Raw genomic sequence first — 24,641 nt, 5'->3', positions numbered from 1 at the left:
AAAAAATTATCCTTGAAAAAATTCAAAGACACTTTAAAACTCATTTTTCCAAGCAATGGGATTGAATGGATTTTGTTCATCATTTTTCTTACTTCTTACGGAATTTTAGGAAGCTATATCGCCCTGAATTACAGAATTATATTTGACGATAGAATTCCTTGGGATGCATATTTCAGTTTTGATAATCGTTCGATTGTGATGACAGGTGGTGGTTTCGAGAGACATCCGCTTTCTAATTATTTCTTCGATTTTATCAGAGAATTTGCACTTTGGATTTCGGATGGTAAAAAGAACGAAATTTTCCGTTTGGTTTTGGCTTCGTGCAGTAATTTTGCCGTGAGTTTGGCTTTGGTTCAATTATTCAAATATTTAAGAAATATTGTGAGAATTCCATTGAAAATCAATGTTTTAATTATATTTTTCTTCGCGTTTTTCACCACTCCAATTCTGCTTTCGTTCACGCCAGAAACTTATACTTATACTTTGCTGTTTTTGGTAGCTTTTAATTATTATGCAGCGGCAAAACTCAAAAAAGAAAAGAAAATTTCTCTATTTCCGCTCACTTTTGCTTCGGTTTTAGTAGGCGGTTTAACCATTACGAATATTGTAAAAGTCTACATTCCTATCCTTTTTGAGAAAGGCTTATTCAAGAATTTTAAAAACTTTTTCAATGCCGCGATTAGAGTTGTGATTTCGGCAGCGGTTTTCGTGTTGTTATTTTTATACCGATTAGATTGGGATTACATGAGGATTTTCACTAAAACAGGTGAACAATACGAGAAATTCTCAAAACCGAAAGTTACGCCACTTTGGGATATGATTTCGTCTTGGTTTTTCGGGGGAAATATGATTTTTTCTAATTTCGTGGTGAGAGATTATCACAATAAAAAAGGATTTCACTACAACGCGCTATTTATGGATGTTTTCACATCTGTAGCTCCGTATATTTTCGTTGGCGCAGTTCTGGTTCTTGTTTTTTGGAGTTATTTTAAAAATTTCAAAAACAAATTCGTGCAGATTTTAATACTTTCATTTTTCGTAGATATCATTATTCACTGCGTGTTGAAATTTGGGTTACACACTTCTTATATTTACGGCGGACATTTCATTTTTGTAGTTCCAATGATGTTGGGTTGGTTATTTTTCGGGTATAAAAACTCTCCAAAAATGCTTTCTTTTCTGACGGTTTTTCTAGGAATTTTATTCGTTTTCTTAGTCGCGAATAATGTGTATAGAATGGAAGAGTTCTTTTGGTTTTTAGAACAGAATTATAAATAAAAAAATCCCAAGAATTTTAGACTGCACCCAAAAGTTTAGACAAAATTAAACAATATTCTCAAAGGAAAGAGTTCGGTACTGTACCGGACTCTTTCCTTTGAGATTGAGTCTTATTCTATCATTGTTGTAATAGTGAATGTACTTCACTATTTCGATCTTAAGTTCCTGAATGGAACCAAACTTTCTGGTATAAAACATTTCTGATTTTATCGTTCCAAAAAAGTTTTCTATCACCGCATTGTCCAAACAGTTTCCTTTTCGGGACATACTTTGAATAATACCTTTTTCTTTTAACAAGTTTTGGTAATGTTTCATTTGATATTGCCAACCTTGATCAGAATGTAGAATGATGTTTTGTGTAGATTTTACTTTTCTGAATGATTTCTTTAGCATTCTGATGATTTGGCTAAACACAGGTCTTTCAGATAAGTCAAAACTGACAATTTCACCATTAAATAAATCGATGATTGGAGATAGGTAAAGTTTATTACCCGATACATTAAACTCTGTAACATCGGTTGCCCATTTCTGATTAGGAGTGTCCGATTTGAAATTCCTCTGTAGAACATTGGGCGCAATTTTCCCTTGCTCTCCCTTGTAAGATTTATATTTCTTCACTCGGATAATACTCTTTAATCCTAATGTTTTCATAAGTCGTAAAACAGTTTTGTGATTAATCAAAATTCCTTTTTCTTTCAAAAGCAAAGTAATTCTTCTATAGCCCAACCTTCCTTTGTGACGATGATAAATCTGATTAATCATTTCTTTTATTTCCGCATATTTATCTTTCATTTGAAAGCGTTTTTGATAGTAATAAAAACTGCTTCTTGCCATCGATGTACAATGCAGCAGTACTGCTAAATCAAAGTCCTGCCTTAACTCTTCGATGGCTTTGGATTTTTCCTTTCCTGAATTAAGGCGTCTAACTTTTTTAAAATGGCGTTCTCGGCTTCTAAATAATAAATCCTCTCCAACAGTTTTTCCTCCCTTGTTAAGGGTTTGCCTGTTTTCTTTTTTTTTCGCTTGTAATTACTCATGGTTTTAGGTCTTCCTCTGGGTCTGTTTTCTAAACCTAAAATACCATTTTTTTTGTAATTACGCTGCCAACTAAGAATACTGGACTCCGCAGGAATATTAAACCTTCTCGACGCTTCTTTTAAACTTAAATTCTCTTTCTCAATTACTGATAAAATCTTTAATTTAAAATCTTTTGTGTAATGCGTATTGGAAAGCCGAACAAGTCCTGAAACTCCATAAAGTTCATAAAATTTTATCCATTTACGAACCAAGGAACCACAAACTCCAATGCGTTTTCCTAAATCGTCTGTTCCAATGTCCCCTTTGTGATATCTCTTTATAGCTTTTAATTTAAAGTCTACTGAATATTTACTTTTTCCCATAAAAAATACCCCTAAAAAGTGTCTAACTTTTTGGGGGCAGTCCATTTCTCGGGATTTGCTATTTATTTTTACTCTTTTCTTTAGAAATTTGCTCCTTAATAAAAGGATATTTTTCTTGCATATCGTTCGAAAGACTTTCGTCTAGTTCTAGGGCTTTTTGCAAAGCTTTTTGTCCGTTTTCTTCATCATTTAAGTGAAGATAAGAATTGCTGAGCTGATAATACAATTCTGCTCTCTGGTGAATTTTGGTAGCTTGTTCTAAAACAGTAATTGCGTCTTCATATTCGCCGATAAGCATAATTACTTCGCTGTATGCGTACCAATTATAAAATCTTTTTGGCTCTACATCTACTAATTTTTTAAGACAAGAAAGAGATTCTTCGAATCTGCCAGAATCTATGTAAAGAAAGGCTAATTTCTTCTGAAATTCTAGGTTATTTTCATTCAGCGCTACTGCTTCTTTAGCAAAGTGTAAAGCTTCTTTCATGCTTCCCATTTCCAAATAAAGATCGCTCTGCTCCATCATCGAAAGATAAAACTGTGGGTCTTCTCTTAAAGATTTCTGAAAAGCACGAAGCGCTTCCATATTTTTTTTGGCAGCTTTGTAGCACAATCCAATTTTGTAAAAAGTAAAAGCTTTGGTATATTCTAATTCAAGCTGTTCTTCGTAAACCTCAATCGCTTTTTCCCATTGTTCCATCGCTTCATAACACGCTGCTTTATTGGCATAAACTCCAGCTGCATCAGAATTAATCGCTAATAGATAATCAAAAGACTGAATTGCTTTTTCGTAGTTTTTTCGGTTGAAATAGAATTGTCCCATCTCAAACCAAGCGGTTTCTGAAAAAGGAAACTGATTGATATAATTTTGCAAAAATTCTTCTGCTTCAGCATGACGAGTCATTTCGCCATAACACATCATCGCACTTTCTAGTGCATACTCATCTTGAGGATCGTGTTTTAATGCTAATTTATAGTTTTTCAATGCATTAAAAGGGTCTTGAAGATTGTAATATTCATCTGCAATGAAATTATGTAAGAAGCTTTCTTCTTCTTCAAGTTCTAATGCTTTTTCACAAAATTCTATTGATTTTCTAGGATTTCCGTTGTTAGAATAATATTTGGCACAACAAACCAAAAAGTCGGTGCTTTCTGAACATGAAGGTTTCAACTCTTCAATTAATTGACGAGCTTGAACATATTTTTCAAGTTCTAAAAAGACTTCTAATTGCTTAACTTTCAGTTCGATAGAGTTAGGATGAAGATTTAAGCCATAATTCACAGCCATTTCTGCAAAATTAATGTCTCCCATTTCTAAATAAAAAATAACAATGTCTTCTACTTCTTCTGTGTCAAAGTAGAATTGTTCGTTATTTTCTATCATGTCTTCGAACTTTTTAGCAAGCTCATTTTCAAAAAATTCTTCCAAATGATATAAGATTTGAGATTTTAGATTCAAGATTTTAGACTTTTATTGGTCTGAATTCTTGTTTCAGAAATCGAATGAATTTTAATATTTTAAATTGATTTTCAGTGCTTTATTTGATATGTCAGGTGTTTGGATTTCAAAGATAATTTTTAAAACTTCCATCTTCTGACTTCCATCATCCAGCAATTAAATCAAACTTTTAATTTTTGCTATCATTTTGTCTGCCAGTTCATCTGCTTCTTGCTGAGAAAAGGCTTCTGTGTAAATTCTAATAATTGGCTCGGTATTAGATTTTCTTAAATGTACCCAATTTTCTGGGAAATCAATTTTCACACCGTCTATCGTAGAAATTTCTTCCACATTGAGCGAAGTCGAAATGTTATATTCTTCCTGCATTTTTACCAAAAGTGCATCAACATCAATTTCTGGAGTAAGCTCTATCTTCTTTTTACCCATGTAATATGCTGGGTATGTTGCTCTAAGCTCCGAAACTGTTTTATTTTCTTTTGCCAAATGTGTCAAAAATAATGCAACGCCTACTAAAGAATCTCTTCCGTAATGCAAATCTGGATAGATAATTCCACCATTTCCTTCTCCACCAATAACTGCATTTTTCTCCTTCATTAAAGTCACCACATTTACTTCTCCTACAGCACTTGCAAAATATTCTGAATCTAGATTTCTAGCTACATCTCTCAAAGCTCGGCTCGAAGAAAGATTAGAAATTGCAACTCCTTTCTTATGTCTCAGCAAATAGTCTGCCACAGCTACCAAAGTGTATTCTTCGCCGAACATTTCGCCATTTTCGTCAATAAGTGCCAATCTGTCTACATCTGGATCCACTACAATTCCTAAATCTGCACCTTCTTTTTTAATTAAATCACAAATGTCTGTCAAATGCTCTTTCAAAGGTTCTGGATTGTGCGGAAATTGTCCGTTTGGTTCGCAATATAACTTCACGACTTCACAGCCTAATTTTTCTAAAAGTGGCGGAAGCGAAATTCCACCGGTAGAATTTACCGCATCAAGAACGACTTTGAATTTTTTAGCTTTCACCGCTTCTACATCTACCATTGGTAAATCTAGAATTTTCTGAATATGAATATCAAAAGCATCCGTTCTAGTTTCGTATTTTCCTAAATCGTCAACTTCGGCAAAGTTGAAATCTTCTTTTTCGGCGATTTCTAGCATTTCTGCGCCATCTTTACCACTGATAAATTCTCCTTTTTCGTTGAGCAATTTCAGCGCGTTCCATTGTTTTGGGTTGTGAGAAGCGGTTAAGATAATTCCGCCATCAGCATTGAGTTCTGGAACCATTACTTCTACAGTTGGCGTAGTAGAAAGTCCTAAATCTACCACATGAATTCCCAATCCTTGTAAAGTAGCGGTAACCAATGAATTAACCATAGCACCAGAAATTCTGGCATCACGACCAATGACTAAGGTTAAATCTTTTTTATTTTTATTTTTTTGAAGCCAAGTTCCGAAAGCTGCAGTAAATTTTACTACATCTACAGGTGTAAGATTATCATCTACTTTACCACCGATGGTTCCACGGATTCCTGAAATACTTTTGATTAAAGACATATGATGTTGAGATAAATTTTTATTTGAAAATTAAATTTCTGCAAAATTACTGAATTTAGCAACAGGAATACGTTTCTTGTGGAAAAGTTTATTTTTTACAAAACACAGATATTGTCTTCTTTTATTTAACATAATTTTTGTAAAAATAAATTCATAACAGTCTTTTCATAAAAAATCACAGGGGATTTTTGAAAATCATCAATTTTACAAGAAAAAACTTGCGTAGTTTTTTTTTTTTTTTTTCATTTTTGTAGAAGATAACCATGAAAACATTTCTATTCTAGACGTGAAATTTTTTCATATATCAAAAACTAATTATTTATTAACCATTAAATTTCTTTTTTATGAAAAAATTATTGTTTACTGTAGCAATGACTACTTTCTTTTCTTTATCTGCTTTTGCAGCGGATTTTAATGCAAATGCAAATCTAAGAAATAACATTGCCTACAATGATTTGCTTGGAACGTGTACTATAACATTTACTATGTATAATTCTGCTGGAGAAGCAGTGTATTCATGGACAGAAGAATACTGGGCGTACAGTTACCAAAATTGCAAGATTTAGCTAAATATAGATTAGAACAATTAACAGCAAATTAATTTAAAATGAACCGTGATTATTTAATCACGGTTTTAATACTTATTTATTATGAAAGCAATACTAATGTTATTATTTTTCTGGACAGGAGTTTTATATTCACAAAACATAAAAGTTATTTATATGAACAAGAATTCTAAATTTACAACTTTTCAAGAAGATTTGTTCATAACAAAAAACAATATTGTAAGTATAAGAGATTCTATCACAATAAACACATTTGATGAAAAAAATTCAATGAATAATAATCAGGCGATTTTTTTCACCAAGGATAAACTGTATAAAATTTTTTATTATAAAAATAATCCGAATAAAACTATTATTAAAGATTATATTGGTGATACTATTTATTTTGTAGAGGATGATATACCAGTTATAAAATGGAGTACAAATTATAATGAAACAAAAAATATAGCTGGATTTTTATGTAACAAAGCAACTGCAGAGTTTAGAGGCTCAAAAATAACAGCTTTTTATACAAAAGATTTAAAATACAATACTGGGCCTTTTAAATTTTATGGATTAGATGGACTTATCTTAGAAATTTCAGAAAATGAAAATTTGGAATATAATTCATGGGTTGCAATAAAAGTTGATACAAATTATAAAAATGATTATAAAATCCCTGAAATTAAGGAGTCTATAAAAATTAAACTAAGAGATTTTTTAGAGATTAAAGAAAAGAAGAAAGAAGAAGATTTTGATAAAATAGTTAGTAAGGCGCCAGCTGGAACAATAATAACAAGGCATAAAATAAAGAGAAATGAAATTGAAAAAATATATGAGTGGGAATAAAAAAATATTCATATCAATGTTTATTATGATATCATTTACTGCGTTATGTCAAAATTATCGAGTAATGTATGATTATTCTTTTGTAAGTGATTCAACTAATATTAACAATATTGAAAATGAGGAAATGATACTTGATATTCACGAAGAAGGCTCTGTATTTTACAGTTATAAAAAGTATAAATTTGATTCATTAGTAATTGAGAAAAATAGAAGAAGAGAGAATATTTTGAATGGAGATCAATCAAAAATTTCTTATTTTGTTGAGAAACAATATCCTAATTTTGAGGTGATTTATCACACAAACTTAGGATATACTCATTATGCTGTTTTAGATAAACCTTCTATTAGTTGGAAATTAGAACAAGAAAAAAAAATAATAAATGGGATTGAAGTTCAAAAAGCAATTTCAAATTTTGGAAATAGAAGTTGGATAGCTTGGTATGCTAAAGATATCCCTATTTTTGATGGTCCCTATAAATTTTCGGGTCTACCTGGTTTAATCATTGAAATCACAGATACTAAAAACCAACACCAATTTAAATTTATTGGAATAGAAAAGAATAAAAATGGCTACTTAGAATTTTTAAAAACAAGAACAAAAAAGGAGCAGAAATTGAATAATACTGAATTTAAAAGTGAATGGAAATTATTTAAAAAAGACCCTGCAAGAGATTTGAAATTTAATATTTTTAATTCTAATCACGGAATTAAAATAAATTATGATGGTAAAGATTATTCAACTTCGGATATGATTAGACATCAAGAAGAAAAGGAGAATGAAAAAATTAAAAGAAGTAACAATTTTATTGAATTATCATTGTACAACTAAAAATACTCAAAGATAGATTTTATATTATTGAAGGACTCAATGAATTGTCAGACTTATTCAAGTTTCAAAATATTCAATTTTTATCCTTAACTTAATTTACCTGAAACAAGGATTTTTTTAGTAAAGGTAAAAACCATAGATTTTTTCTGATTTTTCAAAGTATTACTAGATTATCATAATATTTTAAAATTAAACTTTTAGAGTTGATGAAAATTTCATTTCTAAAAATTTTGTAACACAATATCCTTTTCTTTTACTAATACTTTAGTGATAAACTTTTAAACATGAAAAAAATACTTTCATTTACCTTTATTTTATTATTTTCAATTGTAATTTTTGCTCAAAAAACCATTTCTGGAACCGTAAAAAATGATGACGGAAAACCGCTTGCAAGTGCAAGTGTAACCATAGAAGAAATAGGCAAAAATGCCATTTTAGAATATGCAATTACCGATGCCAAAGGAAATTATAAAGTGACTTTTACAAGCAATGACGAAAAAATTCTTGTAAAAGTAAAAGCTTTTAACCACCAAACCATTACCGAAAATTATAATAACGCAACTCAGACTTTGAATTTTGTGCTTCAAGAAAAAGCCACAGAAATCAAAGAAGTAAAACTGAAAACTAAACTCATTACCAAACGTGGTGACACCATTTCTTATGATTTAAAATCTTTCGAAAGTAAGGCAGATAGAAGTTTAGCAGATGTTTTGAAAAAAATTCCTGGGATTGAAGTAAATAAAGATGGTTCTATTCTCTATCAAGGTGAACCGATTAACAAATTCTATGTCAACGGAAAAGATTTAATGGAAGGAAGTTACGGCTTAATCAATAATTCTCTCCCAAAAGATGCTGTGCAAAAAGTAGAAGTGCTTGAAAATCACCAACCTGTAAAAATTCTTCAGGATAAACTTTCTTCGGAAAATGCGGCGATTAACGTGCAGCTCAAAAAATCTATTACCATGACAGGAAGAGGAGAAACTTCTCTTGGCGTGGCGCCATCTCTTTGGAATGTAAAACTTTCTCCGATGCTTTTTACTCAAAAATACCAATGGGTTTTGAATTACAAAACCAATAATATGGGAGAAGAAGTAGAAAAAGAGAATAATATTCTGGCTTTTGGGAATAGATTTGAAGGAATGAGAAGAAATTTTTCTGAAAATTCTTGGCTTTCTGTAGAAAACGCGGCTACTCCTCAAAACGTTCCTGTAAAAAGATATTTATTGAACAATGTACATTATTTATCTGCTAATGTTTTGACTAATCTTTCGAAGCAATGGGAATTAAAAGCTAATGCAAGTTATAGCAATAACGCCATAGAAAGAGAAAGCATGGTAAAAACCTTCAATGCGAATAATGATTTGACCAACACTTCATTAGTGTCTAATAATTTCTATACCAACCAAGCAAAAGGTGAAATTATTTTCTCTAAAAACGCCAACAAAAGTTTCTTTAAAAATACCACTACTTATAACGGACTTTGGAACGGAGATTTAGCGAATACTAAAAATAACAATATCGCTTCAAACCAAAGAACAAAAACGCCATCTAATAGTTTCCAAAACTCATTAAGTGCTATTATTCCTTGGAAAGAAAGATTAGTAAACGCAATGTCTTTCATCAGTTATAGAGATGACAAGCAAGATTTATTCATCAATCCAGCAAATTATGTGGTGAATTTACAAAATGTAGATGGTGGAAATAACAGTGAAGTGGTACATCAATTCCTTAATCTGAAAACTTTCGAAGCGATACATTCTGCATCTATTGGTTTGTCTAAAAAGAATTGGACTTTTACACCAGAAGTTGGTCTTAATTATACCAATAACAAACTACTTACAGATGTAAATGGCGTTACAGGAAACTCTATTCAGGATTACCAATTTAGTGGAAATGCATTAGAAAATGACATTAACTTTAAAAATCTAAAACCTTATGCACAAATGATGGTAAATTACAAGAGAGAAGGTTTAGATGTGAATTTAAGTTTCCCTGTTAATTTTAATAATATTTCTGCAACTGGAACCAATAATTTAGATAAAACTCTAAATAAAGTGACTTATGAACCAAGATTGTTTATGAGATATGATTTGACCTCATTCTGGAAATTTTCAACTTTCGCGGGAATTACCAATTCTTTTGGAAGCATCAATGATGTTTATAATGGTTTTATTCTTTTGTCTGCTAAAAATTTATCTTCTAGAAATACTGATATTCAGCAAACAAGGTCTAATTTTGTAGGGTCAAGATTAGAATACAGAAATCCATTAAATAACATTTTCTTTAATGTAAGTTATAATTTTAATGATAGAACCAATAACGTAACTTTCCTAAACGAATTAGATGAAGCAAGTCAGCAGTTTATCATCAAAGGATATAATTTAGAGAATAACAGTAAAACCAATTCTGCAAGAACAGAACTCGGGAAATATTTTCCTAAGTTTAAGACCAATGCTTCCGTAGGATATAATTACTCATTGAACAATTACCAACAATTACCGGCCAATTCTACACCTACAGAATCTAGTTTTATAGATGTAGAAGGCGTAAATCAAGGCGTAAGTGTTAAATTTAATAACAATTATTTCTCTTGGTTAAGTGTAGATTATAATGCTAATTGGAATTTTAATAACACAAAATCTCCAGACGATGCAAGGTTTAATAACAAAACCAATTTATTTAACCACGCACTTTCTGCATATGTTTATCCTTTCAAAAATCACACATTAGGATTTACTTGGGATGAATTGCATTCTAGCAACAGAGAAAGAACGGCTAAAAATGCTTTCTTTGACCTTTCTTACCAATATTCTATGTCCGAAGAAAAAATAGATTTAGAACTAAAAGTATTGAATATTACCAATAATAATGTATTCGAAAATGTAACTTTTAACTCTACCTTTAATCAGACTTCTTACACCACGGTTAACATTAGGCCGAGACAAGTGGTACTCACGCTGAAGTTTAACTTCAAATAAATTTTTCAAAATAACGAACGCAGTAAATTTTTTACTGCGTTTTTTATGATTTTTAACGAAAAACCTTTTATGGTTTTATAAATTTTTTATCTTTGTTAAAGACAATCATTTTTTTTTTAAACTTAAAAACAAACATTCTTTTTAACACACCATCATGAAAGGGATTTTAAAAATCTATCACCCAGAAGAAACCCTTAAATACCATATCTCTAGCACATATTGCAAGGCGGTTTATCTCAATTCAAAAAATTTTCTGGAAGTAGAAATCATTACAGATGATTCTTTAGACCATGTAGAAGACGATTCTCTACAATATAATTTTCCTCAGCTATCCTTAGACGTATTCGAATTTCCTATTGATTCTAATGAATTAGAAGGAAAAACATTCCGTATAGAAGATACAGACGAAGAAACCTATACAGAAGTAGACCTTTATGACGACGAAGAAGCCTATCTCTACGAGAATGAACTTAGTTTTTCTAAAGACGAAGACGATGTGCTACAATTATTCTGGCAAGGGAAAATAGATGATTTCTATACCGGTTCTGACGAACCCATTCCTTTTAAATTGAAATGTCATTTCAAAGCAGATGATATCGAAATAGAAGAGTAACTTTCTGCTGTTTTCTTTCCCGTTTAAAACCATCAGAATCTTATTTTATTTTTAAAGTTTTTTTTGAAAAGTATTTTTCAAAAAACATTCATTGCTACGAGAAATTCTACAATTTTTCACTAAATTTATCGTTTAGAAATTCGAACTTAACATTTTTCATTATGTTTTTACAAGCCACGACTACTATCATTAACAATAAAGTGACAGAGAAACAAGTATTTTCACTTTGGGATGTACTTTTCAGCGGAGGAATTATAGGAAATACCATTATGATTGCTATTTTCCTTTTGGGAATTTTAGCATTATATGTTTTTTTCGAAAGATATTTTTTCATCAAAAGAGCTTCTAAAGAAACTCCTAATTTTTTAGAAAACATTAAAGACTGCATTCATGACGGAAGAATACAATCTGCTATCGATTTATGCAGAAGAACAGATTCGCCAGAAGCCAGAATGATAGAAAAAGGCTTAACCAGAATAGGAAGACCTATTTCTGATATTTCAAATGCAATGCAAAACCAAGGTCAATTAGAAGTTTCTAAACTAGAGAAAAACCTAAATATTCTTGCTTCAGCTTCTGGAGCTGCACCTATGTTAGGTTTCTTGGGAACGGTAGTCGGAATGATTATGGCGTTTTTCGAAATTTCTAATGTTACGGGAGCAGTTTCACCGAAACTATTAGCATCGGGAATTTATACTGCGATGGCAACTACGGCAGTTGGTTTATTTGTGGGAATTCCAGCCTATTTTTTCTATAATATTTTGGTGACCAATGTAGATAGATTGGTGCTAAAAATTCAAACTCACGTGAATGAGTTTTTAGATACACTAAACAAACCACTTTAATTCTTCTAAAACCTAACCTCAAACTTTTTAAGTATGGAATTGAAAAGAAGAAATAGAGTAAGCGCCGAGTTCAGTATGGCTTCGATGACAGATATTATCTTTCTGTTATTGATATTCTTTATGATTACCAGTTCAGCAATTAGTCAAAGCGCAATAGATGTGAATTTGCCAAAAGCTGCCGCTCAAGATCCTAGTGTTACAGACCCTACAACCGTTACAATAAATGCAGATGGCAAGTATTTTGTAAATGATTTAGAGACGCCAAAAGAACAACTAGAACAAAATATTGTAAAATTGGTAGAAGGTTCGCCTAATCCTACTTTCACGATTAGAGCAGACGAAAATTGCAAGCATAAAGACGTAGTTTATGCCATGGAAATCGCCGAAAAACACAAATATGGTTTAGCGATTGCTACGGTTCAAGAATAGTCAATTGGAATGGACTAAGTCCATTTATAGAAATTAAAATCAAATTTAGCCAAACTTATATTGGAAACGATAACTCAACATAAACGAGACGAAAAAATTGACAAGCTAAAAAGCGCAACACTTACTGCGCTGATTTCGGCATTGTTGTTTTTGTTGATTTTTTATTACCAATTCGTGAGAGAAATCCCAAAAGAAGAGAAAGTAACCACTATGCTGATTAATTTCGGCGACAATAGAAACGGAAATGGAGCTGAAGAACCTGCTAATCAAGAAGGAAGTTTAGCTTCGGCAGATATCTATATCCCTGAAGAATTAAAAACTCCTGAACCACAGCCTCAAGAAATTGTAGAAACTCCAAAAGCTGTAGAAAAACCTGCAGAAAAAATCATCACAGGAAAATCCGAAAAAACTACTGCCGTAAAAACAGAGAAAACAGAAAAAAAATCTACTAAATCTTCGGAAACTACAGCTTCCAAATCTACCACCTCTAAAACATCATCCACCAGCAATACCACTGCCAAAAATGCTCAAGGTGACGGACAAGGAACCGCCGCAATTGGCAATCTTATCAAAGGAAGAGGAACGAAGACTGGAACGCAAGGAACTGATGGAACCGTTGGGAATTCTGGCGATCCTCTTGGTGGAAAAGGAGATGGTGACAGCAAAATTGGCTTAGACCGAAAACTTATTTCTTACATTCCCGGAACCATGGGAAAAGGCGGAGAACAGCCCTCTCATAACTGTACAGCAAACGGAACCATTACCATTTCTTATACGGTTGACAAAGCTGGAAACGTGATTTCAGCGCGCAGAAGCAGTGGAATTTCTGATCCATGTGTCGTTACTGCTGCGGTAATTTGGGTAAAAAAATATGTAAAAGCCGAAAAAGCCTCTACCAATTCTACCGGAACATATAAAATTACTTTTTAGATTTTTTTGGGCGCCAAATTCCTCGTTCCGCTCCCAATCTTTTTTGCGCGGCAGCGAAGCTGCCGCGCAAAAAAGGATTTCCGCTCAACTCGGGGCGCAATTCTGCAACGGAAACACGGGTTTTGCTTAAATCAAATTTTTAAAATTCTACATTTCCTTTTATCTTTGAAAAAATTTTTTTGTGTCAAAAAATACTCCAATTTCTTTTACTCAAGAAGCTTATCAAGAAGCACTAGATTGGCTTTTTGTACAAATGCCTAATTACCAAATTGACGGTCAAAAAGCGTATAAACCAGGTTTAGAAAATATTACAAAACTTTGTGATTTTTTCGGGAATTCTCAGGAAAAACTGAAGATGATTCATATTGGTGGAACTAATGGAAAAGGCTCTACCAGTAATATGTTGGCTTCAGTTTTACAAGAACAAGGATACATCGTTGGTTTGTATAATTCCCCTCATTTAATTGATTTTACGGAGAGAATTAAAATTAATGGAAATAATTGTAAGAAAGAATTTGTCTTTGATTTTATTCAAAAATTGAGGAATATTCCAGAAGAAATTCTTCCTTCTTTTTTTGAATTTACCACGATTATGTCATTTGAATATTTCTATCAAAAAAAGGTAGATTTTGCCATTATTGAAGTCGGTTTGGGCGGTAGATTAGATTCTACCAATATTATAAAACCTTTAGTTTCTGCTATTACCAATGTAGATTTAGATCATCAGAATATTTTAGGCGAAACTCTGGAAGAAATTGCCACAGAAAAAGCAGGGATTGTAAAGAATAATATTCCCATTATTTCTGGCGACGAAAGAGATTTGGTGAAAAATATTATTCAACAAAAAGCCATCGAAAATCATTCGGAATTTATAGATGCCACCAGAATTTCTACTGATTTAGAAACCGATTTGAAGGGAAATTATCAAAAGAAAAATATAAGAGTAGTTCTGGCTTTGGTAGATGAGTTGAGGAAACAAAACATAAAAATTTCTGAAAGTGCTGTTGAAAATGGCTTGATGAAAGTTCACCAAAACACCAAGTTTATTGGAAGATGGTTTCAGTTTTCAGAAAATCCGTTGATTATTTGTGACACCGCTCATAATCAAGCTGGTTTAGAAATGGTTTTTGCCCAATTGAATGCCATTGACAAATATAAACACATTGTCCTTGGTTTTGTGAATGATAAAAAAATAGATGAGGTATTGAAAATTTTACCCAAAAATGCTCAATATTACTTTGTAAAACCGTCTATTAGCAGAGGAAGAAACCCAAAAGAGTATGAAGATTTACTAATTTCTGCAAAAATAGATTTTCAAATTTTTGAAACAGTAGATGCTGGTTTTCAGGCAGCTAAAATAAAATGTAAAACAGAAGAAATGATTTTTGTGGGTGGAAGTAACTTTGTGGTGGGAGAATTTTTAGAAAAAAATTTGTAGAAATCGCAATAAGTTGTATATTTGCACCACTCAAAACGAGAAATCGTGAAAGAGGGTTCTTAGCTCAGTTGGTTCAGAGCATCTGGTTTACACCCAGAGGGTCGGGGGTTCGAATCCCTCAGGACCCACAAAAAAGGAACGAAACCTTTTCAAAAAATTCGGGTTCTTAGCTCAGTTGGTTCAGAGCATCCCGATTGATCATCGGGAGAGTCGGGGGTAACTAATCCCTCAAAAAAAATTAGGGTTCTTAGCTCAGTTGGTTCAGAGCATCTGGTTTACACCCAGAGGGTCGGGGGTTCGAATCCCTCAGGACCCACAGAAATAGAAATCTCACAGAAATGTGAGATTTTTTTTTTGTTTATAAATGATAACATACGGTAAGATTTTTCTTAATAGAATTTCATAAATTTGCATTTTAAAATTTAGGTTATGGTAAATTTTGTGTTGATTGGATTGTGTGTATTGGCGGGAATGATATTTAAATCTACCAAATCTATTCATCCAGATGCTCACAAAGGGATAAATACTTGGATTCTTTATTTGGCACTTCCAGCCGTTTCTTTTAAGTATTTACCGAAAGTAGAATGGTCTTTAGAAATGCTTTTTCCTATTTTTTCTACGGTTTTAATTGCAGTGGGAAGTTTGTTTTTCATGAAATACTATTCTCAAGCAAAAAATTACTCCAGAAGGTCTAGAAGTACATTAGAAATCGCAAGTGGATACAGCAATACTTCTTTCATTGGGTTTCCTCTTATTGCTGCTTTTTATAACGAAAAGTTATTAAGTATAGCCATTATTTCAGACCAAACCATGTTTCTTACATTGTCTACATTAGGAATTATCTCTGCTTTAAAAGGAGGAAGTAAGAGTGGTAGCGTTAGTACAAAGTTCATTTTGAAAAGATTATTTACTTTTCCTCCGTTTATAGGATGTATTAGTGCTTTGGTAATTTCTCAGTTTATAAATTTGGACTTTGCAGAACCTTTGTTTGATAAATTGGCAGGAACGGTAGCTCCTTTGGCATTATTTTCCGTTGGTTTACAATTGAAATTTAGTGGTTGGAGAAAACTTATTCCTCAGATTTCTATGTCTATGTTATACAAATTACTTTTGGCACCACTTATTGTTCTTTTGGTGGTTTTTGCTTTGGGAATTAAAGGAAATGTTGCCAAAATAAGCGTTTTTGAAGCAGCAATGCCAACACTTATTACTTCTAGTATTATTGCAGAACAATTTAGACTCAATACGAAATTGACTAATCTTATTATTGGGATTAGCATTATTGTAGGTTTTGCAACAGTAGGTTTTTGGTATTTTGTTATAGAAGCTTTGTTTTAAGTGCTTTTTGCAATGTTTTAATGGTTTTTTTTAGAAAATTTTTCTATTTATTTAAAATCATTAACTTTACCATTACTCAATTTTAGCAAATGAAAACAATTTCTGTTACCATTTTTTTAGTGATTTTTAGCTTTGGATTTTCGCAGCAGAATGATGAATTTAAAAGAGTTAAAATGTATTTTGACTCACAGAAACAACTTATAAATACAGAATTTCAAAAAAAGTACAATTCTGAAACCAATCTTTTTGTTAAAGAAAATTTGAAAAAAGATTATAATTATTTTATTCAAAAAATAGACAGCGTTCGAAATGTGGCTTATCTTGGTGCTTTAATTAGAGTTAAGAATAACGAAGGTCTTAAAAATATCAATGCTAAAAATGAAGAAATTGAATTTCAAAATGTACAAACACCAGAATTCCCCAATGGAATAGATGCTTTGAGAGAAAAAGTAGCTTCTTTATTTTATTCAAAAGGAATTGAATATTGTAAAAATGAACTCAATACTACCGTGAGTTTTGTGGTAGATGAAAATGGTTCAATTACAGATATCAAAGCAGAAGGTGAGAACATAAGTTTTAATAAACAAGCAGAAATTGCCATGTATCTTATTTCAGAAAAATTTACTAAGCCTGCTCTTCAAAAAGGAAATGCTGTAAAATATGCTTTCAGAATGCCTTTGAGTATTAAATTCGAATAATGATTATGCTAAAAATCTTTTTCTTTCTTCTTTTTACATGTGGGATAAATGCTCAACAATTAGAATCTTTAAAAACTCTAAAAACAAAGCATGACAGCATAGAAAATCAACTGAAGCTAAAATATCAGGAAGAAATTAAAGGAAAATCTGAGTCTGAAATAAGCGAAATTTATTACCAAAATCTACTCAGCAGAAGAAAAAATAATAGAGAACGTTTTAACCATTATTTTTCGGCGGTTCAAACGTATTTAGAATCTCAAAAATTGATTGGCCCAAGTCAAGAAGCAGCCCAACAAGAAATTCCAGATAAAACAGCGAATTATTCTCAAGGTTTTCCCGCTCTATATAAAGAAGTGCATGATTTTATCAAAAATCGATATCAAGATAGATTAGATGAATATTTTACCAAATCTGCTAAAATCCATTTCATTGTTCAAAATGACCATTCACTTTACATAGAAAAAGTTGAAGGATCGGAGAAAGAATTTAACGATTTAGCTTTGCTGGCATTTTTAATGACCACTGGAAAATGGGAAAGTGCTTTTCAAAGAGGAATGAATGTAAAATCTAAATTTGTCTTGCCTGTAAAATTTGTAGTAGAAGAGTAATGTTTACACCAGAATATTTTATGAAACAGGCTTTGCAAGAAGCCGAAATTGCCAAAGAAAAAGACGAAGTTCCTATTGGTTGCGTCATTGTTTTCAAAGATAGAATTATCGCGAGAGGTCATAATCTTACAGAACAATTAAATGACGTGACTGCGCACGCAGAAATGCAGGCAATTACCTCTGCAGCTAATTTTTTGGGTGGAAAATATTTAAAAGATTGTACCCTGTATGTTACGCTAGAACCTTGCGTAATGTGTGCGGGAGCTCTAACTTGGTCACAGATTTCAAAAGTTGTCATCGGTGCGAGAGATGAAAACCGGGGCTTCATCAATCAAAATGTGAAACTTCATCCTAAAACAGAAATTGTTTCGGGAATTTTAGAAAATGAATGCTCAGAAATCGTGAAAAATTTCTTTAAAAATAAAAGATAATTTTTGGGCAGCTTTTCCGCCTTCCGTTCCCGCTTTTTTACTTCACTACGTTTCGTAAAAAGAGCTTCACTCAAGTCGGGCTGCGAGATTTCGTCTAAGAAATACAGTTTTCCTCAAAAGAAAATTCTACAATTTTTTTGAAATTATTTGTCTTTCCCTAGGAAATAAAGACCTTTTAGAGTGTGTAATTTATCCGCGATGTCTATTTTATTGGTCAAAGGTTGATAAACATGAGAAACGCCACCTGTTGCAATCACGAAACATTTATCGTTTACTTCTTCGTTTATACGGTCAATAAAACCTTCTACCATTCCTAAAAATCCATAAACCATCCCCGAAGTCATACAAGAAACCGTATCATGTCCCAAAACAGATTTTGGTTTAGTGAGTTCTATTTCAGGAAGTTGTGCGGTTTGTTTCACCAAAGAATTAAGAGAAGTGATAATTCCTGGAGCGATGATTACTCCCAAAACTTCTCCATCTTCGGCTACACAACTTGCAGTAAGCGCAGTTCCGAAATCTAAAATAATTTTCTTTTTGTTGGGATAGAGAAAATGAGCTGCCACTAAATTGGCAAAAATATCAGTTCCCATTTGATTAGACTTGTGATGAATAGGAGAGTGCGTTTTTCTATCTACCACTATGGATTCTATTCCGTGAATTTTATACAAAGCACTGCTGATAATGTGTGTAAGCTGAGGTACCACAGAACCAATAATGATTTTATCTACTTTTTCTACATCTACATTGTACGTTTGGTACAGCATAGAAAATTGGGCGAAAAGTTCGTCTCTAGTTCCGTAAGGTTTGGTGTTAATAATCCAAGTAACATCACATTTACCATCAATAAAATGGCCAAATCTAATATTGGTGTTGCCAATGTTTATTACAATGCTCGTCATTGATTTTTAAAAGAAAAATTAGAGCCGAAAGTTAAGCATTTTCTGCATAAAAAAAGTTGAGAAATTTCTCAACTTTTATTTCACTTCTAAAAAATTATTTTCGGGGTTTACATCTGCCAATCTTTGTGAGAAATCTATTCCTAAAATTTGTAAATCAGATTTTTTGTAAGGAATGGTCAAAGTGTATTCTTTGGTAGTCCAATTCCAATAGTTTAAGGTTTGGAAATCTCCAAAATAATCTTTGGTTTTAGGAGTTCTCATCATATTCAGCGGAATGTGATAGTTCACCGTTTTTTTGTCTTTTGTAAAAATGCTAAAATCAATGGGCATAGGAACTTCACCGTTATTTACGAGCGTAATCGTAGTAGAATCATCATTGTATTTTACATCTTTTATGGCGTAATCTATGGTTTTGGTCGTGTTAATCCAATAGTGATGGAACCATTTCAAATCCATACCAGAAATTTGCTGTGCAATGTGGAGAAAATCTCTATCTGTAGGATGTTTAAGGTTCCAGTCTTGGTAATATTTTTTCAAAATTTTAGATAAATTTTCTTCACCCACAATGTAGCCTAATTCTACTAAGAATAATTCGCCTTTGGTGTAAGAAGCTACAGTGTAAGCCGTTCCATTATCGTGATGGTCTGCTAACCAAACTGCTGGTTCTTCTTTGCCAGATTTTACGAATCTTACATAAGACTGAATTGCATTGTAAAAAGGATTTGGCATATCATCTTTAGGGAAAAGTGCATTCATCACGAAATCTTCTGCATAACTGGTAAATCCTTCATCTAACCAAGGTTTTGTGCTTTCGTTAGTGGCAAGCATTTGCTGGTACCAAGAGTGCGCTCCTTCATGAATCATCAATCCTAATAAACCTTCCAAACTTCTCGCTTCGCCCAGAATCATGGTACACATTCCATATTCCATTCCGCCATCTCCACCTTGTACAAAACTGTAGGTAGGATAAACGTATCTGCCAAAAGTGGCATTCATCAGTTGGAAATATTTGGTAATGTAAGGTTGTGCTTCGCTCCAAAATTGTGTTTTTTCAGATTTTTGGTAGACAAAATTCACTTTTGGTCCATCTGGAACGATGAAGGTTTCTACGGAATAGTCTTTATCTGCAGCCCAAGCAAAATCTAAAATATTTTTTGCGGTAAAACGCCAAGTTGCCTTGTCGTTTTTATCTGTTTTTATCGTAGGATTTTCGGTGTAACCCTTTACTTCTGAGGGATTTTCTAAAATTCCACCTGCGCCTATTACGTAATCTTTATCAATTTTAATGGTTACATCAAAATCAGCAAAAGGAGCATGAAATTCTCTACCTACATAATCAAAAGTTGCCCAACCGTCATAATCATATTCTGCTAGTTTTGGGAACCATTGCGTCATAGTCATGTCTACACCTTCTCTGTTGTTTCTACCACTTCTACGGATTTGTTTAGGAACTACAGAATCCCAATCCATCGTAAAAGTGGTGGTAGAGTTTGGTTTTATTTTTTCGTTGAGGTAAACCTTCATAATGGTTTCTTGAACTTCAAATTTTAGAAGTTTTCCGTTTTGTTTAATCCAGTTTACGGTTTGTGAACCTTCTTCGTTTTTAGGAATAGAAGCTAATTTAGAACTTCCGAATTCAGTTAATCTTCCGTCTGCATTTTTTCCTTGGTTTTGCACTCTTTGATCCATCAAAGAATTGGGTTTAAAAGCATTCCAATACAAGTGGAAGTACACTACTGAAAGTTCATCAGGAGAATTATTGGTATATTTTATTTCTTGGTTACCGTGATAAGAGTAATTAGCAGCATCTACATCGATTTCCATTTTGTAAGAAGCTTCTTGTTGGTAATAAGCTTGTTGTTGTGCTGTAATTAATCCTACGATTAAAGAAAATATAGCAACGAGTCTATTCTTCATATCATAAATTTTTTCAAATATATAATTTTTAAATTTTTTGAAGGGGGTTTATAAAAAAAATCCTCTAGAAGAATAGACTTTTAGAGGATTTTGAAATTTATTTATTTTTAAAAACTTTCATAAGTTACATCTAAAATATTTTCATTTTTTATAAAATCATAAGTTAGTATAAAAGTTGCTAAATGTTTAGTTTTATAATCATCGGAATAAATATGAATCAAATAGCAGTCTACAAAATTTCTTGCCCAAACTAATTCATTAATAGAAATAAAATATTTATACCATTTTCTTTCTCCTAATTTGGTAGGATTAAGTTTGTTGGTTTTTAGTGCGGTAAGGATTTTGGTTTGGAGCTTACTCATAATCTATTTCAATATTAGCAATTTTATCTAATTCTGCTGAAATGCTTTTTTTGATTTGTTCTATTTTGCGATATTTTTCTGCAATTTCTTTTTGTGCTTCTAAATCAAATTCGCCTTTTGTGTTGATTGGGATTGGGATTGATAAATTTTTCACAATGGATTGAGGTAAACTTTTTTGTTTCTCTCCTTTCACATTTTCTACAAAAATTGGTTCAACAATATACATTATGTAATCCAAGTCTATTTTATCAGACTTTGGTCTTAATCCACAATTATTTCTTCCAATATTAAATTTACCAGTAACTTTTTTTATTCTTCCTGAATTACCATAAGTAACCCAAGTTAGTAGAGTTTCGTCATATTTGTAATAATTTATATATCCAAAGATGCCTTCGTTTTCTAATTGTCCAGAATAAACAGGGTATTCTCCCTTATTTTGTTCTATATATGCCTTCGTGATATTGTCTTCACCTATTATTTCTAATATTTCATCAATTTTGTAATCCTTGTTACTATAATTATTTATTATCTCAACATTCAATTCTTCAATTTGTTTTTTATAAACTGATATTTTAGATTTTATTTCATTAACAGTATTAATTTGTTCCTCAATTATTTTTAATGAATTAATATCAATATTCCCTTCTGAATTTATTGGTAATTGAATTTCAATATTCTCTATCATTGAAGGATATACTTTTGTGAATTCATCTTCTCCATTTTCTCCTTTTCTACCTTTTGCAAGATTTCTAAATGTAGGTTGAAGCAATTCTTTTATAACTTTAAGATTTAATCCCTCAATTTTTGGAACAAGTAAACCTCTATCGCCATTTATAGAAAACTTTCCCTCGATTAGTTTTATATAACCTGCAAAACCATTGGTTGCCCAAGTTAAATATACACCGTCATAATCAAAAGTATTTATATGAGTCAACGGCTCAAAATTAGAAGCAGAATATACTGGAAATTCTCCTTTATTTGAATTTCCAAAATTTCTAGTATATTTAGACTTGCCCTTTTCAATTTTAAAGATTTCTGATAATATAAAAGATTTTGTATTTAAATCATTTTTTTTTTTATCAGCAACTTCTTTTAGCTCATCTTCAAATCCTTTAATTGTGTTAGCTACATCTTCAATTAGTAATGCAAAATCTAATACAGATATTTTTTCTTTTTTATCTAAAATACCAAGATTTATTTTCTCTTCATCAGACCACCATTTATCAATAACCCAACCATTTGGAACATCTACGCTTTCAATAAACTTTTGAATATCAAAAGTTTTACATCTATTTTGATTGTTTACTTTTTCAAACCCTTTTTTATTTCCCTTAAAAATATTGAAATATTCAACAGCATCATCTAAATCATTTTGTTCAATATCAAAACGGTAAATATCTCTACTTTCTCCTATTTCACTCACCAAATACCCAAAAACAGGTTCAGACTGTTTTTCAGTTTTATTTTTCTTTTTAGTTATTGCAAGTATATATGTCTTCTTATTAGTTGTAAAAAATGTATTTAACGGTAAAGAAATAATACCATCTATCAAACATTCGTCTAACATAAACTGACGAAGATTTTTATCATTTTGCCTGTTAAAAATTCCATCAGGCACCACAATAAAAGCTTTTCCACCAGGTTTTAAAGAACGAATAATCCATTCCATAAATAAACCTTCCACTCCCATCGCATTAATCTTGTAGAAATCTTTTAGTTCTTGAACTTTGCTAATTTCTTCTTTTAAGTTACTGCTTCCTGTTGTTACATAGGGTGGATTGGTTAGGATTAAATCTATACTATTTTCATATTTTGTATCACGAAGTGTTCCTAAAATATTTTTAGTTTTTAATTCAAAAGTTTCATTAAAGACATCGGCAAATTGATTGGTAATTCCTGCATTTTTTCTGATTTGGTCAGACAAATAAATTAGCATATTGGCTTTGGCAAGAATAATGGTTTTTTGTTCTTCCTTATCAAACCCTTTATCAATTCCTATCAGTTTAATTTTCGGCTTTAAAACTCCATTTTCAACAGGGAAAAAATCTTCAATTTCATTGTTTATTAAAAGCGGTTCTAGTAAAAACTTACCAACACCACAAGCTGGATCACACATTGTAATATTTGGTTTAATATCACTTTGTGCCATTTTTGCAACTGCTCTTACCACTTTAAGAGGAGTGAAATATTGTCCCCAGTTTTTCTTACTGATACTTTCTTTAAGAAAAGTTTCAAATAATTTGCTTTTAAAATCTCTGTCAATATTTTTTAATTCGCCACCACCTTCTTTTTCATCACCAAATTTTTTGAGAATTTTAATAAAAACTGTGCCGTATCCTTTTACAGCTTCCTCGTCTTTACTTACGAAAATAGTTCCATTTATTATGGTGGTGTTATCTTTATCGGAAGCTTTGAAAAGTTTTTTAATTTCTTTTCTAATTGTTCCTGCATAATAATTTAATGTTTCTTCGGCATTATCATTAGATTTATAAATATTCATTAAATTATCATAACTTAAATGATTAGGCAGTACGTTTAAATCACTTAAATATTTGAAAATGAATAATTCAACAAAAGAATATAGACAATTTTCAGGAGTTGCACCAGCTGCCATCCACAAATCTTGCCAAATGCTTTTTGCTAACTTTGTAGGGTCTTTTAAACGAGGTTCAATTAATTGGGAATTATTTTCATCAACACTTTCAACAATTTTTTCAATTAATTTCTCTAAATCTGGATTTTTAGGGTCAAAGGGTGTTTTAATTTCTCTGCCTTTTTCATCTAAAATTAATTCTCCATTTTTAGCATTTGCCCAAATGGTATCAATAGTGTCTGTAATTACTACAAATTTAGCCTCTAAAACTTCTGCTACTTCTAAACCTTGCTTTAATGCAGATTCTTTTTGCTTTTTAGTTTTGAATTGTGAGGTAGATTTATTTTCTACAATTCCTAATGTAGTTTTTACTTTAGATTTTACAACTTCTGGAATCGAAATAATGGCATCTGGTTTTCTTTTTTCAAAACCTTTATAATCTTTTCCGTGAATAATTCCTGCTTTTTTTAATTGCAAAAGCGAAGTGCTTCCAATATTTCGGAAGTCATATTTCCCAATCTTTTCGGGATTATTGATTAAATCTCTTTGGTTCAGTTCCTCGCTCATTTTTTGATTCTAAAAAAAGAATATACATAATCTACAAAAATAACAAAAAAAGTTCCTAAAAAATATAGGAACTAA

The 24,641-nt window shown here is 31.6% G+C and carries 21 protein-coding genes and 2 tRNA genes; 16 read left to right on the top strand and 7 right to left on the bottom strand.

Features of this window, described 5'->3' with window-relative positions:
* The first annotated feature begins 12 nt into the window (after positions 1-12).
* A complete protein-coding gene (locus EB819_RS11045; protein ID WP_069799943.1) occupies positions 13-1,278 on the top strand; it encodes a DUF6080 domain-containing protein in 1,266 nt (421 codons plus the stop codon).
* A gap of 45 nt (positions 1,279-1,323) precedes the next feature.
* On the opposite strand, the gene EB819_RS13050 is transcribed toward EB819_RS11045, so the two are convergent.
* The 3 genes from EB819_RS13050 to glmM form a co-directional block, all read right to left on the bottom strand.
* A protein-coding gene (locus EB819_RS13050; RefSeq protein WP_394337960.1) for an IS3 family transposase occupies positions 1,324-2,678 on the bottom strand; the annotation gives its coding sequence in 2 pieces (ribosomal slippage) (positions 1,324-2,204 and positions 2,204-2,678; 1,356 coding nt in all).
* Positions 2,679-2,736: 58 nt separating this feature from the next.
* Complete coding sequence (locus EB819_RS11030) at positions 2,737-4,107, bottom strand: tetratricopeptide repeat protein (protein ID WP_069797480.1); 1,371 nt, start codon at positions 4,105-4,107, stop codon at positions 2,737-2,739.
* 186 nt (positions 4,108-4,293) lie between these two features.
* Complete coding sequence (gene glmM, locus EB819_RS11025) at positions 4,294-5,694, bottom strand: phosphoglucosamine mutase (RefSeq protein ID WP_069797445.1); 1,401 nt, start codon at positions 5,692-5,694, stop codon at positions 4,294-4,296.
* 344 nt (positions 5,695-6,038) lie between these two features.
* On the opposite strand from glmM, the gene EB819_RS11020 reads away from it, so the two are divergent.
* The 15 genes from EB819_RS11020 to EB819_RS10950 all read left to right on the top strand — a co-directional run bounded on the left by EB819_RS11020 (position 6,039) and on the right by EB819_RS10950 (position 18,225).
* Complete coding sequence (locus EB819_RS11020; protein ID WP_069797447.1) at positions 6,039-6,260, top strand: hypothetical protein; 222 nt, start codon at positions 6,039-6,041, stop codon at positions 6,258-6,260.
* 84 nt (positions 6,261-6,344) lie between these two features.
* Complete coding sequence (locus tag EB819_RS11015; protein ID WP_069797449.1) at positions 6,345-7,088, top strand: GLPGLI family protein; 744 nt, start codon at positions 6,345-6,347, stop codon at positions 7,086-7,088.
* On the top strand, positions 7,057-7,917 hold the full coding sequence (locus tag EB819_RS11010; protein ID WP_074650979.1) for a GLPGLI family protein: 861 nt from the start codon (positions 7,057-7,059) through the stop codon (positions 7,915-7,917). The genes EB819_RS11015 and EB819_RS11010 overlap by 32 nt, the downstream gene beginning before the upstream one ends.
* Positions 7,918-8,201: 284 nt before the next feature.
* Positions 8,202-10,895: a TonB-dependent receptor gene (locus EB819_RS11005; RefSeq protein ID WP_069797452.1), complete on the top strand. Its 2,694-nt coding sequence runs from the start codon at positions 8,202-8,204 to the stop codon at positions 10,893-10,895.
* A 154-nt stretch (positions 10,896-11,049) separates the two neighbouring features.
* Entirely contained in the window at positions 11,050-11,508 is a 459-nt protein-coding gene (locus EB819_RS11000; protein ID WP_069797455.1) for a hypothetical protein, read from the top strand.
* 161 nt (positions 11,509-11,669) lie between these two features.
* The gene (locus EB819_RS10995; protein ID WP_069797457.1) at positions 11,670-12,353 is read left to right on the top strand and encodes a MotA/TolQ/ExbB proton channel family protein; all 684 of its coding nucleotides are present in this window, start codon (positions 11,670-11,672) and stop codon (positions 12,351-12,353) included.
* Positions 12,354-12,386: 33 nt separating this feature from the next.
* On the top strand, positions 12,387-12,782 hold the full coding sequence (locus EB819_RS10990) for an ExbD/TolR family protein (RefSeq protein ID WP_069797459.1): 396 nt from the start codon (positions 12,387-12,389) through the stop codon (positions 12,780-12,782).
* A gap of 60 nt (positions 12,783-12,842) precedes the next feature.
* Complete coding sequence (locus tag EB819_RS10985) at positions 12,843-13,712, top strand: ferric siderophore ABC transporter substrate-binding protein (protein WP_124878764.1); 870 nt, start codon at positions 12,843-12,845, stop codon at positions 13,710-13,712.
* A gap of 253 nt (positions 13,713-13,965) precedes the next feature.
* Positions 13,966-15,150, top strand: a complete 1,185-nt coding sequence (locus EB819_RS10980) for a bifunctional folylpolyglutamate synthase/dihydrofolate synthase (protein ID WP_069797484.1) — start codon at positions 13,966-13,968, stop codon at positions 15,148-15,150.
* A 53-nt stretch (positions 15,151-15,203) separates the two neighbouring features.
* Positions 15,204-15,278: transfer RNA gene (locus tag EB819_RS10975), tRNA-Val, on the top strand.
* Between the two features lie 113 nt (positions 15,279-15,391).
* Positions 15,392-15,466 (top strand) — tRNA-Val (locus EB819_RS10970).
* Between the two features lie 113 nt (positions 15,467-15,579).
* Positions 15,580-16,488, top strand: a complete 909-nt coding sequence (locus EB819_RS10965; protein WP_069797461.1) for an AEC family transporter — start codon at positions 15,580-15,582, stop codon at positions 16,486-16,488.
* Positions 16,489-16,577: 89 nt separating this feature from the next.
* Complete coding sequence (locus EB819_RS10960) at positions 16,578-17,186, top strand: hypothetical protein (RefSeq protein ID WP_069797462.1); 609 nt, start codon at positions 16,578-16,580, stop codon at positions 17,184-17,186.
* 5 nt (positions 17,187-17,191) lie between these two features.
* Complete coding sequence (locus tag EB819_RS10955; protein ID WP_124878762.1) at positions 17,192-17,794, top strand: hypothetical protein; 603 nt, start codon at positions 17,192-17,194, stop codon at positions 17,792-17,794.
* On the top strand, positions 17,794-18,225 hold the full coding sequence (locus tag EB819_RS10950) for a nucleoside deaminase (RefSeq protein WP_069797466.1): 432 nt from the start codon (positions 17,794-17,796) through the stop codon (positions 18,223-18,225). The genes EB819_RS10955 and EB819_RS10950 overlap by 1 nt, the downstream gene beginning before the upstream one ends.
* Positions 18,226-18,368: 143 nt before the next feature.
* On the opposite strand, the gene EB819_RS10945 is transcribed toward EB819_RS10950, so the two are convergent.
* The 4 genes from EB819_RS10945 to EB819_RS10930 form a co-directional block, all read right to left on the bottom strand.
* Entirely contained in the window at positions 18,369-19,127 is a 759-nt protein-coding gene (locus tag EB819_RS10945) for a type III pantothenate kinase (protein ID WP_069797468.1), read from the bottom strand.
* Between the two features lie 75 nt (positions 19,128-19,202).
* The gene (locus EB819_RS10940; RefSeq protein WP_069797470.1) at positions 19,203-21,044 is read right to left on the bottom strand and encodes a M1 family metallopeptidase; all 1,842 of its coding nucleotides are present in this window, start codon (positions 21,042-21,044) and stop codon (positions 19,203-19,205) included.
* A gap of 107 nt (positions 21,045-21,151) precedes the next feature.
* The gene (locus EB819_RS10935) at positions 21,152-21,406 is read right to left on the bottom strand and encodes a hypothetical protein (protein ID WP_069797472.1); all 255 of its coding nucleotides are present in this window, start codon (positions 21,404-21,406) and stop codon (positions 21,152-21,154) included.
* Positions 21,399-24,566, bottom strand: coding sequence for an N-6 DNA methylase (locus tag EB819_RS10930; RefSeq protein WP_069797474.1), 3,168 nt, complete (start codon positions 24,564-24,566; stop codon positions 21,399-21,401). The genes EB819_RS10935 and EB819_RS10930 overlap by 8 nt, the downstream gene beginning before the upstream one ends.
* Positions 24,567-24,641 lie beyond the last annotated feature (75 nt).

The organism is Cloacibacterium normanense (assembly GCF_003860565.1).
In the GTDB taxonomy this organism is placed as follows: Bacteria; Bacteroidota; Bacteroidia; order Flavobacteriales; family Weeksellaceae; genus Cloacibacterium; species Cloacibacterium normanense.
The sequence above is the reverse complement of the archived record's forward strand: the minus strand, read 5'-3'. Positions and strand labels throughout refer to the sequence as shown.